The 12881-nt window shown below is 74.0% G+C and carries 12 protein-coding genes and 2 pseudogenes; 11 read left to right on the forward strand and 3 right to left on the reverse strand.

Going from position 1 to position 12881, the window contains the following annotated elements; all coding sequences use genetic code 11:
- The 7 genes and pseudogenes from INN71_RS17960 to INN71_RS17990 form a co-directional block, all read left to right on the forward strand.
- Positions 1–455, forward strand: a pseudogene (locus tag INN71_RS17960) (hypothetical protein); the annotation flags it as partial.
- Between the two features lie 85 nt (positions 456–540).
- Complete coding sequence (locus INN71_RS17965) at positions 541–951, forward strand: YbaB/EbfC family nucleoid-associated protein (protein ID WP_277501448.1); 411 nt, start codon at positions 541–543, stop codon at positions 949–951.
- A gap of 16 nt (positions 952–967) precedes the next feature.
- Complete coding sequence (gene recR / locus INN71_RS17970) at positions 968–1567, forward strand: recombination mediator RecR (RefSeq protein ID WP_277501449.1); 600 nt, start codon at positions 968–970, stop codon at positions 1565–1567.
- Positions 1560–2258, forward strand: coding sequence for a DUF5063 domain-containing protein (locus INN71_RS17975; RefSeq protein ID WP_277501450.1), 699 nt, complete (start codon positions 1560–1562; stop codon positions 2256–2258). The genes recR and INN71_RS17975 overlap by 8 nt, the downstream gene beginning before the upstream one ends.
- A gap of 127 nt (positions 2259–2385) precedes the next feature.
- Complete coding sequence (locus INN71_RS17980; RefSeq protein ID WP_277501451.1) at positions 2386–3654, forward strand: aspartate kinase; 1269 nt, start codon at positions 2386–2388, stop codon at positions 3652–3654.
- Positions 3655–3661: 7 nt separating this feature from the next.
- Positions 3662–4699 (forward strand): aspartate-semialdehyde dehydrogenase, encoded by a 1038-nt coding sequence (locus INN71_RS17985; RefSeq protein ID WP_277501459.1) that lies wholly within the window; start codon positions 3662–3664, stop codon positions 4697–4699.
- A gap of 61 nt (positions 4700–4760) precedes the next feature.
- Positions 4761–5177, forward strand: coding sequence for a DUF3151 domain-containing protein (locus INN71_RS17990; RefSeq protein ID WP_277501452.1), 417 nt, complete (start codon positions 4761–4763; stop codon positions 5175–5177).
- A gap of 120 nt (positions 5178–5297) precedes the next feature.
- Here INN71_RS17990 and lysS read toward each other — a convergent pair whose 3' ends face one another.
- Positions 5298–7070, reverse strand: a complete 1773-nt coding sequence (lysS, locus tag INN71_RS17995) for a lysine--tRNA ligase (RefSeq protein ID WP_277501453.1) — start codon at positions 7068–7070, stop codon at positions 5298–5300.
- Between the two features lie 295 nt (positions 7071–7365).
- Here lysS and INN71_RS18000 point away from each other — a divergent pair, with 295 nt between their 5' ends.
- On the forward strand, positions 7366–8346 hold the full coding sequence (locus tag INN71_RS18000; protein WP_277501454.1) for a helix-turn-helix domain-containing protein: 981 nt from the start codon (positions 7366–7368) through the stop codon (positions 8344–8346).
- 50 nt (positions 8347–8396) lie between these two features.
- Here the strand turns inward: INN71_RS18000 and INN71_RS18005 are convergent, their stop codons facing one another.
- Positions 8397–9329: a diacylglycerol kinase family protein gene (locus tag INN71_RS18005; protein ID WP_277501455.1), complete on the reverse strand. Its 933-nt coding sequence runs from the start codon at positions 9327–9329 to the stop codon at positions 8397–8399.
- A 131-nt stretch (positions 9330–9460) separates the two neighbouring features.
- Here INN71_RS18005 and INN71_RS18010 point away from each other — a divergent pair, with 131 nt between their 5' ends.
- Entirely contained in the window at positions 9461–10750 is a 1290-nt protein-coding gene (locus tag INN71_RS18010; protein ID WP_277501456.1) for an adenylosuccinate synthase, read from the forward strand.
- A gap of 86 nt (positions 10751–10836) precedes the next feature.
- Here INN71_RS18010 and INN71_RS18015 read toward each other — a convergent pair whose 3' ends face one another.
- On the reverse strand, positions 10837–11190 hold the full coding sequence (locus INN71_RS18015) for a helix-turn-helix transcriptional regulator (protein ID WP_277501457.1): 354 nt from the start codon (positions 11188–11190) through the stop codon (positions 10837–10839).
- A gap of 89 nt (positions 11191–11279) precedes the next feature.
- Between INN71_RS18015 and INN71_RS18020 the strand changes: the two genes are divergently transcribed.
- Both INN71_RS18020 and INN71_RS18025 read left to right on the forward strand, forming a co-directional pair.
- Entirely contained in the window at positions 11280–12500 is a 1221-nt protein-coding gene (locus INN71_RS18020; RefSeq protein WP_277501458.1) for an MFS transporter, read from the forward strand.
- Positions 12501–12779: 279 nt separating this feature from the next.
- Positions 12780–12881: pseudogene (locus INN71_RS18025) on the forward strand (IS481 family transposase); the annotation flags it as partial.

Genomic DNA, 12881 nt, shown 5'->3' on the forward strand with positions numbered 1-12881 from the left:
CCGGCCGTGGTCCGGCCGACGGCGCGGCGGCCGACGGCGGCCACGACCCGTGGGCCCGCCCGGCCGACACGGAGCCCGCGCAGGGTGAGGAGCGCCGTACCGGGGGACAGGCCGGGGGACGGGCCGGGGGACAGGTCGACGGCGCCGACCGCGCCGGCGGCGCCGGCAGGGGACCGGCCGACGACCGCAGCGAGCGGGACCAGCCCTCCGACGCGCCGCAGCGCGACACCCCCGCCGCCACCCGGGGCGCGCGGCGTCCCGCCGACTTCCCGTCGCCCGGGGGCGCTCGGGCCACCGCGGGCACCGCGCCGGAGCCGCCGGCGTGGATGGACGAGGACCCCGACGACGCGGCGTCGCCCGACGACCCCGACGACGACACCCCCGAGCTGGCCGGCACCGAGCTGCTGCAGCGCGAGCTCGGCGCCACCGTCATCGAGCAGATCCGCCACGACTGAGCGCGGGCGTGCCGCCGTACGCTCGACACCGCGCGTCCCCGACGGGACGCCCACCGACGCAGGAACCACGACCGAGGAGAGCGCCATGAGCCAGAACCCCTTCGACCCCGCCGGCGGCGGCAACCCGATGGGTGGCCTCGACATGGGCGCCCTCCTGCAGCAGGCGCAGGCCATGCAGGAGCAGCTCGTCGCGGCGCAGGCCGAGCTCGAGCAGGCCGAGGTGACCGGCACGGCGATGGGCGTCAACGCCGTCGTCACGGGCGCCGGCGAGCTGCGCGGCGTCACCATCCCGGCGGGCACGTTCGACGGCGGCGACGCCGAGAGCCTCGAGGACCTCGGCGACGCGATCGTGGCGGCCTACCGCGACGCCCGTGCGCAGGCCGACCAGCTCGCGGCGGAGAAGCTGGGCCCGCTCGCGGGCGGTCTCGGCGGGCTCGGTGCCCCCGGTCAGGAGCCGGGCTCGACGCCGGGCCTGCCCGGCGGCATCGGCTTCTGACCGGCGGAACCCCTCGGTGTACGAAGGCGTCGTCCAGGACCTGATCGACGAGCTCGGCCGCCTGCCGGGCGTGGGGCCCAAGAGCGCCCAGCGCATCGCGTTCCACCTGCTCGCGGCCGACCCGACCGACGTGCGGCGCCTCGCCGACGCGCTGGTCGAGGTCACCGTGAAGGTGAAGTTCTGCCGCATCTGCTTCAACGTCTCCTCCGACGACGAGTGCCGCATCTGCCGCGACCCGCGACGCGACCCGTCGGTCATCTGCATCGTCGAGGAGTACAAGGACGTCGTCGCGATCGAGCGCACCCGCGAGTTCCGCGGCCGCTACCACGTGCTGGGCGGCGCGATCAGCCCGATCGACGGCATCGGGCCGGAGCAGCTCCACATCCGGGAGCTGATGGTGCGCCTCGCCGACGGGGCGGTCACCGAGGTGATCCTCGCGACCGACCCCAACCTGGAGGGGGAGGCCACGGCGACCTACCTGACCCGCATGCTCAAGCCCCTGGGGTTGCGCGTGACGCGACTTGCGAGTGGACTGCCGGTGGGCGGGGACCTGGAGTACGCCGACGAGGTGACCCTCGGCCGGGCGTTCGTGGGAAGGCGATCGGCAGATGAGTGACGTGCACGCGGGAGACGGCGTCGTCTTCGACCTGACGGGCGTCGAGCCCGGCGACGGCGACGGCAGCGACGCCGTCCTCGACCTCGCCGGCGGCGCACCGCCGCCCGTGGACCCCGAGGCGGCCGAGCTGGCCGGGCAGATCGCCGACCAGGTCGCGAGCTTCCTGCTCGCGCTGCGCGCGATCGCCCAGGAGGAGGACGCCGGCCGGGCGGTCTCCCTGCTGCTCCTCGAGGTCTCGCAGGTGCTGCTCGCCGGGGCCCGCCTCGGTGTGCAGCGCGACTTCGACCCGGCGGAGGAGTTCGAGCCCGACGCCGGGCCCGACCCCGACCTCGACGAGCTGCGGCTGCGGCTCGCGCGGCTGCTCGACGGCGTCGACCTCTTCACCGAGGTGTTCGACCCCTACACGCTCGACGCCGAGGGGCGCACCGAGCTGGTGGAGGCGAGCCTGTCCGACGACCTGACCTCCGTCGCCTCCGCGCTCGCGCACGGCCTGCTCCACTTCCGGGCCGGCCGCGTGATGGAGGCCCTGTGGTGGTGGCAGTTCTCGTACGTCGCGAGCTGGGGCAGCGAGGCCTCGGGCGCGCTGCGCGCCCTCCAGTCGATCGTGGCCCACGACCGCCTCGACGCGGACTTCGCGGGCGAGGTGGAGCGCGTGGCCGCCGCCGACGAGATGCTCGAGCGCCGCGGCTGAGCCCGGCCCGGGCCCCACTGAGACGCGAGACCGGCGCCCGGCCGCGCGCCGGTAGGATCGTCGCTGGTCAGGGCGGAGGCGTCGGCACGGCCGCCGCCCCGCGTCGTACGTCCGGGAGGGATCACCTGTGAGCATTGTCGTGCAGAAGTACGGCGGCTCGTCCGTGGCCGACGCGGCCGGCATCAAGCGGGTCGCCCAGCGGATCGTGGCGACGAAGAAGAAGGGCCACGACGTCGTCGTGGTCGTCTCCGCGATGGGCGACACGACCGACGAGCTGCGCGACCTCGCCGAGCAGGTGACGCCGATGCCGCCGCCGCGCGAGCTCGACATGCTCCTGACCGCCGGCGAGCGCATCTCGATGGCGCTGGTGGCGATGGCGATCACGCAGCTCGGCTACGAGGCCCGGTCGTTCACCGGCTCGCAGGCGGGCGTCATCACCGACTCCGTGCACGGCAAGGCCAAGATCATCGACATCACGCCGGGCCGCCTCGAGCAGGCGATCCGCGAGGGGTCGATCGCGATCGTCGCCGGGTTCCAGGGCGTCAGCCAGGACACGAAGGACGTCACGACGCTCGGCCGGGGCGCCTCCGACACCACGGCGGTCGCGCTGGCGGCCGCGCTGGGCGCCGAGGTCTGCGAGATCTACTCCGACGTCGACGGCGTCTTCACCGCCGACCCGCGCATCGTGCCGAAGGCCCGCAAGCTCGACCGCGTCTCCACCGAGGAGATGCTCGAGATGGCCGCGAACGGCGCCAAGATCCTCCACCTGCGGTGCGTCGAGTACGGCCGCCGCCACACCATGCCCATCCACGTCCGCTCCACCTTCTCGCAGAAGGAGGGCACCTGGATCATCCCCGAGCAGCAGGGAGCTCCCATGGAGAACGCGATCATCTCCGGCGTCGCCCACGACACCAGCCAGGCCAAGATCACGGTCGTCGGTGTGCCCGACAAGGTCGGCGAGGCCGCCCGCATCTTCGAGACGCTCGCGACCACCGGCGCGAACCTCGACATGGTCGTGCAGAACGTCTCGGCCGCCTCGACGGGCCGCACGGACATCTCCTTCACGCTGCCGCGCGAGGACGGCCAGACGGCCGTGACCGCTCTCGCCGCCCTGCAGGAGCAGGTCGGCTTCGAGAAGCTGCTGTACGACGACCAGATCGGCAAGGTCTCCCTCATCGGCGCCGGGATGCGTTCGCACCCGGGCATCACCGCCAAGTTCTTCGCCTCCCTGGCGGCGGCGGGCGTCAACATCGAGATGATCTCCACCTCGGAGATCCGGATCTCGGTCGTCATCGACGGCACGCAGATCGAGGACGCGGTGCGCGCCACGCACACGGCGTTCGACCTGGACGACACCGAGGGCGAGGCCGTGGTCTACGCCGGGACGGGGCGCTGACGTGGGCGTGCGGCTGGGCGTCGTCGGCGCCACCGGGCAGGTGGGCGTCGCCATGCGCCAGATCCTCCTCGAGCGCGGCTTCGAGGCCGACGAGGTGCGGTTCTTCGCCTCCGCGCGGTCCGCGGGGACGGTGCTGCCCTTCGGTGACCGCGAGATCACCGTCGAGGACGCGGCGATCGCCGACCCCACCGGGCTCGACATCGCCCTGTTCTCCGCGGGCGCCACGACGTCGCGGGCCCAGGCGCCGCGCTTCGTCGACGCCGGCGTGATCGTCGTCGACAACTCCAGCGCGTTCCGCAAGGACCCCGCGATCCCCCTGGTCGTCTCCGAGGTGAACCCGGGCGACGCCGCGGGCGTCATCGAGGCGAGCCGCGGCATCATCGCGAACCCGAACTGCACGACGATGGCCGCGATGCCGGTGCTCAAGCCCCTGCACGACGAGGCGGGCCTCGTGCGGCTCGTCGTCTCGACGTACCAGGCCGTGTCGGGCTCCGGCGTCGCCGGCGTCGAGGAGCTCGCGACGGGCATCGAGCAGGCCGGTGACAAGGCGCGGGAGCTGTCCTACGACGGCCAGGCCGTGGCGTTCGCCGAGCCGGGGATCTACCGGCGCACGATCGCCTACAACGTGCTGCCCTTCGCCGGGAACCTCGTCGACGACGGCCTGAACGAGACCGACGAGGAGCAGAAGCTGCGCAACGAGTCGCGCAAGATCCTCGGCATCCCCGAGCTGCGGGTCTCCGGCATCTGCGTGCGCGTGCCCGTCTTCACCGGTCACTCGCTGTCGGTCAACGCCGAGTTCGCCCGGCCCCTGTCGCCCGAGCGCGCGACCGAGCTGCTCAGCGGGGCGCCGGGCGTCGAGCTCAGCGAGATCCCCACGCCGCTGCAGGCCGCCGGCAAGGACCCGTCGTACGTCGGGCGGATCCGCGCCGACGAGGGCGTCGACGACGGCCGGGGCCTGGCGTTCTTCGTCAGCAGCGACAACCTGCGCAAGGGTGCCGCGCTCAACACGGTGCAGATCGCCGAGCTGGTCGCCGCCGCGCGCTGAGTGCGCCCGCCCTCCCGCCCTCCCGCGCCCGGCGTCCCGCGGGCGTGGGAGGCTGGGGCGCATGAGCCCCGTCGACCTGATGGCCGGTCCGCCCCCGACCCGCCTGCCCGAGGACCCCGCCGCCGCCGAGCTGGCCTCCGACGCCCCCGCGGCCGTGGTACGACGCCACCCGGCCTCGCCGTTCGCGTGGGCGGCGCTCGCCGAGCAGGCCCGCGACGCGGGCGCCGACGACGTCACGGTCTACGCGTACGCGCGGGTGGGCTACCACCGCAGCCTCGACGTGCTGCGCCGCAACGGCTGGAAGGGGCACGGCCCGGTGCCGTGGGACCACGAGCCCAACCGCGGCTTCCTCCGCGCCCTCGCGCTGCTCGCGCTCATGGCGCGCGCCATCGGCGAGACCGCGGAGTGGGAGCGCTGCAGCGAATTCCTGCGCGACTCCAGCCCCGCGGCGTACGACGCGCTGCTCGGCGACGCCTGAGCCCAGGGACTACCGCCCGGACGCGGCCGCACCCCACCCGCGGACGTCATTCGGATCGAGGCCCCTGGCCTGCGGTTCGCATGACGTCCGCGGGTGCGGTCGTCGAGGAGGGGAAGGCGCTCAGGCGCCCTGGACCAGGCTGCTGACGGTCTCGGGGCCCAGCGCCAGGACGAGGGTCGGCAGGCGCGGCCCGCGCTCGGCGCCGACGAGCAGGCGGTAGAGCAGGCGGAAGAACGCCTTCTGGTCGGCCTTGACCTCGTCGGTCGGCTGGTCGTCCAGGCCGAGGCCGCGGGCGAGCTTGGGCACGCCGTACACGACCGTGGTGACCCGGTCGAGGTCCGGGCTGCCGTCGGTCCACGCGCTCGGCAGGTGCTCGAGGAACAGGTGCAGCCACTGCCGCTCGAGGTCGCCGAGCCCGGCGAGCAGCTCGCGGTCGGGCGTGGTGCGCACGGTCGTGCGGTCCTCGGCGGGCACGAACTCGTGGGTCCACGTGATGGCGCGGCTCAGCCGCGGCTCGAGGTCGGCGACGGAGGAGTGCTCGTGGCCGAGGTCGCCCACGAGGCGGCTGATCTGGTCGGCGCTGCCCGCGGTCACGTCGGCGATCGACGACAGCGTGCGGAACGGCACCACGACCGGCGGCGTCGGCAGCGTGCCGGCGCTCGAGGTGGCCGAGGCCCGCTCGAAGGCCAGCACCTGCGCGTCGCGCTTCGCCGGGTCGGCGGCCTTGCGGCCCAGCGCGTCCCACTCGTCGTAGAGGCGCACGACCTCGGGGCCGAAGTCGACGGTGAACGCCTGCTTGGGCTGGCGGCGGGCGTAGAGCCAGCGCAGCACCGGCGCCTCCAGCACCCGCAGCGCGTCGGCCGCCGTCGGCACCCCGCCCTTCGAGGACGACATCTTCGCCATGCCGGCGACCCCGACGAACGAGTAGCCGACGAACGACGGCGCGCGGCCGCCGTACAGCTTCACGATCTCCTTGCCGACGGTGTACGACGACCCCGGCGACGCGTGGTCGACGCCGCCCGGCTCGAAGTCGACGCCCTCGACCGACCAGCGCATCGGCCAGTCGACCTTCCACACGAGCTTGCCCTCGGGCTGCGTGCGCACGTTCGTCACGTGGGAGTCGCCGCAGGAGTCGCAGGTGTAGGCGAGGTCGGTCGTGGCGTCGTCGTACGACGTGAGGGTCACCGTGTCGCGCCCGCAGGTGCGGCAGAACGGCTTGTAGGGGAAGCGGGCCAGGTCGCCGCCCTGGGTGGGCTCGTCGTCCTGCGCCACCGAGTCCTCGAGGACGGCGGCCTCCTCGGCGGGCACGTCCGCGGGGACGTCATCGGCGACCGGCTTCTTCGTGCGGTGGCGCGCGAGGACCGCCTCGATGGCGTCGCGGCGCTCGATGGCGTGGAGCACCTGGTCGGTGTAGGCGCCGGCGGTGTAGCGCTCGGTCTGGTCGACCTCCTCCATCGTGCAGCCCATCTCGGCCAGCGCGGCGCGCAGCGGGGCCTTGAAGTGCTCGGCCCACGAGGCGTGGCACTCCCACGGGTCCGGTACGGCGGAGAGCGGCCGGCCGACGTGGGTGGCCCACGAGGGGTCGACGCCGGCGGGCACCTTGCGGAAGCGGTCGAAGTCGTCCCAGCTGTGCAGGTGCCGGGTCGGCACGCCGCGACGGCGCAGCTCCTCCACCACGAGGTGGACGGTGAGGAACTCGCGCAGGTTGCCGAGGTGGATGGGGCCCGAGGGGCTGATGCCGGAGGCGCAGGTGACGACGGTGCCGGCCTCGGCGAACGCGGCGGCGACGCCGGCGTCACGCGGGTCCCCGCCGGCGTGACGCACCGCGTCGTCGGCGGCGCGCGTCACCCAGTCGGTCGGCTCGGTGGCGGGGGAGTCGGTTCGTCGTGCCATGCCTGCTTCGTCGCCTGCTTCGTCGCTCGGGGGTCTCGCTGGGCCGGTCGGCCGCCGGCAACGGTACCGGGGATCGGACCCCGGAGCGGCGGCGAGGCCCGGGAACGAGCGAGGGCGCCTCACCGCTTCCGGTGGGCGCCCTCGTGACACATCCGCCCGTCCCCCGACAGGCTTTCGTCGCATCCCCCGCGGCGCGACGCGTGCGTCGAGCCCGATCCTCCCACTGACCTCATCGGGACACCTGGCTCCGACGAGCCAGTGGCATCAAGTGGCCAGCGACGTCTACGGTGGCGCGGTGGCAGCCCGCCGTCCCGCGTTCCTCGACGAGCTCGGCCTGACCCTCCAGGCCGAGGACCTCTACTGGCGCGTCCACGGACGGACGGGAGAGGCGCTGGCGGACGTCGCCGCCATCTTGACGACCACGCCCGAGCGGCTGCGCGCCGACCTCGCCCCGCTCGTGGCGCTGCAGGCCGTGGAGGTCGACGCCGACGACCGCCTCGTGGTGCCGGAGATGGGGGTCGTCGTGAGCCGCCTGCTGGCCGACGAGGGGGAGCGCATGCGGGTCGCGGCACGGCGCGTCGAGCAGCTGGCGGCGGCCGTCCCCTTCGTCGCACCGCCCGCCCCCGAGGTCTCCGCCGACGGCACGCCGCTGAGCGGGGCGCGCGTCGAGGGCGTCTCCGCCCCGCACCTCATGGCCCGGTGGATCGAGGAGTCGTCGGGCGAGCTGATGTTCCTGCGCCCCGACCAGTGGCGCACCCGTCAGCCGGCCGCCCTCGCCGACGCCCTGGCGGAGGCCATCGCGGCCGGTCGCACGGCCCGCGCCATCTACCCGGCCCGCGCACTGGAGGAGGCGCCCGAGACGCTCGCCGAGCGGGCGCGGATGGGCGAGCAGATCCGCGTGCTCGCCCAGGTGCCCACACGGCTGTTCGTGGTGCCGGGCACCCACGCCCTGGTGCCCTACATGCCGGGCTACGCCTCGCCGCGCCTGCTCGTCGTGCGCGAGCGAGGCCTCGTCCTCATGCTGGCCCGGCTGTTCGAGCAGCTGTGGGAGCGCGCCCTGCCCGTGCCCGACCTCGACCTGCGGGGGGCACGCGACAAGGGGCGGCGTCTCCTGCTCCAGCTGCTCGCCACGGGGGCGGGCGACGAGCAGATCGCGCGGTCGCTGGGCGTCAGCCTGCGGACGGTACGGCGGCGCGTCGCCGACCTGCTCATCGAGCTCGGGGCGGACTCGCGCTTCCAGGCGGGAGTCGAGGCGGCCCGGCGGGGCTGGCTCTAGGCCCGGTCGGCCGCGGAGGTCCGGCGCGGGGGCGCTCAGGCTGCGGGCGCTCAGGACGAGGGGACGGCGCCGTGCGGCAGCGTCATCCGGTACGCCGCGGGCTCGAGGCGCCACGTGCGCTGCCGCTCCGGGCCGGAGATCTCGCCGTCCGCGGAGCACCAGAACGGCTCGCCGGCCACCGAGACCGTCGTCGCCCGCTCGTAGAGCACGTCGTCGCGCTCGTGGTGGCGTTGCAGGGCCATCGACGCGACGTACCCGAGCTTGGCCACGGGGCCGGTGGTGAAGGAGACCATCACGTCGGCCCGGCCGTCGCCGATCTCCGCCTCGGGGGTGAGGGCGGCGCCGCCGCCCACGCTGCGGCCGACGCCCACGGCGACCATGAGGACGGGCTCGTCGAGGTCGGCCACGGTGCGGCCGTCGACCTCGACGTGCAGCCGCACGTGCGGCGGGTCGACCGCGGCGAGGGCGGCCCCGATCGGGTACCCGAGCTTGCCGAGGTTGACCTTCCCCACGCCGATGCCGCCGAGGCGCTCCTTCCAGCGGGCCCCGCGGCGGCTCGCCTGCGCGCCGGCGCCCACGTGCACGTTGTTGACGACGACGCCGCCCAGCTCGTCGACGAGCAGGTCCACCGGCTGCACCTCGCCGTGGAGCACGACGCGCGCGGCCTCCTCGATGTCGAGCGGGATGCCCGCACCGCGGGCGAAGTCGTTGCCCGTGCCCAGCGGCAGCAGGCCGAGGACGTGGTCGCCCAGCTCGTTGCGGCGGTGCAGCGCCGTCACGACGGCGTGGAGCGAGCCGTCGCCGCCGGCGACCACGATGCGGCGCGACCCGGCGCGGTGCAGCACGCCGTCGAGCTCGCCGGGGTTGGACGTCGCCTGGACCTCCACGGAGGCCTCCGAGCGCAGCACGGTGAGCGCCTGCTCCAGCGTCTCCTCGTCGGAGGTGCCGGCAGTCGCGTTCGTGATCACCAGGAGGGGGTCCATCGCCGCGACCCTATCGGGCCCCGCGGTCCCTGGTAGCGTGACGCCGCAAGAGCCCTGGTGAACTCGGAGCCGCTGCTGCCGACGCCGGGGCTCTGGCGCTGCCAGGCACCCGTACGACGAGAGGGGCTGCGATGCCCGCGATCATGATCCTCGGAGCCCAGTGGGGCGACGAGGGCAAGGGCAAGGCCACCGACCTGCTGGCCACCACCGACTCCATCGACTACGTCGTGCGCACGAGCGGCGGTCACAACGCCGGTCACACGATCGTCGTCAACGGCCAGAAGTTCGCGACGCACCTGCTGCCCAGCGGCATCATCACCAAGGGTGCGACCTGCGTGATCGGCAACGGCGTCGTGGTCTCGCCGGAGGCGCTGTTCCGCGAGCTCGACGAGCTGGTCGGCCAGGGCGTCGACGTCGCGGACCTCGTGGTGAGCGCGAACGCGCACGTCATCGCGTCGTACCACTCCACGATCGACAAGGTCACCGAGCGGTTCCTCGGCAGCAAGAAGATCGGCACGACCGGGCGCGGCATCGGGCCGGCGTACGCCGACAAGGTCAACCGCGTGGGCGTGCGCATCGCCGACCTCTTCGACGAGAAGATCCTCACCCAGAAGGTCGAGGCGGCGCTCGAGACGCGCAACCACCTGCTGACGAAGGTCTACAACCGCCGCGCCATCGAGGTGGCCGCGGTGGTCGAGGAGCTGACGTCGTACGCCGAGCGGCTGCGCCCGATGGTCGCCGACACCTCCCTGCTGCTCAACCAGGCGCTCGACGCCGGGAAGACGGTGCTGTTCGAGGGCGCGCAGGCGACGATGCTCGACGTCGACCACGGCACGTATCCCTTCGTGACGTCGTCGAACCCGGTGGCCGGCGGCGTCTGCGTGGGCGCCGGCGTCGGCCCCACGCGCATCGACCGCGTGATCGGCGTCATCAAGGCCTACACGACCCGCGTCGGCTCCGGCCCGTTCCCGACCGAGCTGTTCGACGCCGACGGGGAGGCCCTGCAGCGCATCGGCGGCGAGGTGGGCGTCTCGACCGGTCGCACGCGGCGCTGCGGCTGGTACGACGCCGTGGTCGCCCGCTACGCGACGCGCGTCAACGGCCTGACCGAGTTCTTCCTGACCAAGCTCGACGTGCTCGACAGCTGGGAGCGCATCCCGGTCTGCGTCGCCTACGAGGTCGACGGCCAGCGGGTCGAGGAGATGCCGCTGACGCAGACCGACTTCCACCACGCGACGCCGGTCTACGAGTACTTCGACGGCTGGCAGACCGACATCTCGGGTTGCCGCACCTTTGACGAGCTCCCCGCCAACGCGCAGACCTACGTCAAGGCGCTCGAGGAGCTGTCCGGCGCGCCGTTCTGGGGCGTCGGCGTGGGTCCGGGCCGCGAGCAGACCATCGTGGTGAACCCCGGGCGCTGAGCCCGGGGCCGAGTCGCCGCGCCTCCGCCGCGCCCCCGCCGCGCCCCAGGGCGGCGCGGCGGCGTACCGGGTGGTGCGGGGGCCCCTCAGGCGAGGCCGGTGAGCACCGAGGGGAGCAGGCCGGGCAGGCGCTCCTCCACCTCGTCGAGGCGCAGCCGCTGGTGGAGCGTGCCGTCGACGTAGGTGCGCTCCGTGAGGCCCGCCTCCCGCAGCACCTTGAAGTGGTGGCTCGCGGTGGACTTGCCGATGTCGTCGTAGAGGGCGCTGCAGCGCTCCGAGCGCTCGGGCGAGACGGCCATCCGGCGCACCATCTCGAGGCGGACGGGGTCCGCGAGCGCGGCCAGCACGACCTGCACGGGCGCGACCTCGGCGACGGCGGGCAGGCCCGGGACGGGGGTGCAGACGTCGGTCGCCGTGCTGCGGGTCACCTGGTCGGTCACGTCCCGTCCTCCATCGCGGTTCGATGTTCGTCGAACGTAGGCTACTGTCTCCTTCGTTCGACCATGATCGAACCTATCAGGAGGACCGCATGAGCACCCCCGCCCGCTGGCCGTACGCCGCGCTGCTCGGCCTGACCGCGGTGGCGCTCGGGGTCTCCGCCGCTCCGGCGCCGCTCTACGGCATCTACGCCGACGCGTGGGACTTCGCCCCGATCACGACGACGCTGGTGTTCGCGGCGTACGCCGTCGCGGCGCTCGTCAGCGTCCTCGTGGCGGGGTCGCTGTCCGACCGGTACGGGCGGCGGCCCGTGCTGCTGGGCGCCATCGGTCTCGTGCTGGTCGGGCTGGCCGTCTTCGCCCTGGCCGGCGGGGTGGCCGCGCTCGTGGTGGCGCGCGTGCTGCACGGACTGGGTGTGGGGGCCATCGTGGTCGCCGGGTCGGCCGCGCTGCTCGACCTGCGCCCCGGGGCCGGGGCCCGCGCTGGGCTGCACTCCGGCGTGGCGTTCAACGTCGGCATCGCCGCGGTGGTGTTCCTCGTCGCGGTCGACGCGCAGCTCGACCTCGCGCCGCTCGTCACGCCGTACGTGACCCTCGCGGTGCTCATCCTCCTCGGCGGCGCGGCCGTGCGGGCCATGCCGGAGCCGCACGCCGACGACCGGGCGGTGCGGCTGCACCTCGCGCGCCCGCAGGTGCCGCGGGGGATCGCGCCCGACTTCCGCTTCGCGGCGCTCGGCGTCATGGCGTCGTGGTCGGTGCTCGGGGTGTTCCTGTCGCTGTTCCCGACGATCGCCTCGCACGCGGCGGGCACCACCGACCTGCTGTTCGGCGGCAGCGTCGTGGCGGCGTCGGCGGCGACCGCCGCGGTCAGCCAGCTGGTCGGCTCGCGGTGGCCGGCGCGGCACGCGGCCGTCGTGGGCGACCTCGGTACGGCGGTCAGCCTGCTCGCCTGCATCGGCGCCGTCGCCTGGGGCGACCCGGTCGTGCTGGTGGTGACGTCGGCGGTGCTCGGCTTCTTCTTCGGGCTGGCGTTCGGCTCGTCGCTGCGCCACCTCGGCCAGGTCGTGCCCGCGGCGCACCGCGGCGAGGTGATGTCGGCGTTCTACGTGCTCGCCTACTCCGCCATGGCGCTGCCCACGATCCTCGCCGGCTGGGCGGCCACCGTGTGGGGCGCCGCCGACATCTTCGCGCCGTTCATGGTGCTGGTCGCGCTCGCCTGCACCGCCGCGGGCGTGCTGGGCCTGCGCGTGCGCGGCACCGCCCCGGACGAGGATCTCGCGCCCGAGCCCGCCGCTGGCGGCGCGGCCGTCTGAGGCGGCGGGGTTCGGCTGGTCTCGAGGGGTTGCGAGAGCAACCCACCTCGACCACCGGGGGTCCCGGACGTCAGGTGCCGCGCGTTACCGGTGGTCGAGGTGGCCGCGCTTGTCCGGTGGTTGAGGTGGCCGCGCTTGTCCGGTGGTTGAGGTGGCCGCGCTAGCTGTGATGTCCAGGGAGGTTGTCCCGCTACCTGGCGGTGAGCCTGTCTGACAGGCGAAGGCCTCCGGTTGTGAAGTGGAGCTGTCGAGGTACCGCTTCACCCACCGGAGGCCTTCATGTCCCACGCTAACGCCGCACTGACCCCACGCGCTCGTCTACGTCTTGCCCGCCTGATCGTGGAAACCGGCTGGACCCACACCGCTGCCGCGAAGATGTTC

Source organism: Nocardioides sp. ChNu-153 (assembly GCF_030466625.1).
Taxonomy (GTDB): Bacteria; Actinomycetota; Actinomycetes; order Propionibacteriales; family Nocardioidaceae; genus Nocardioides.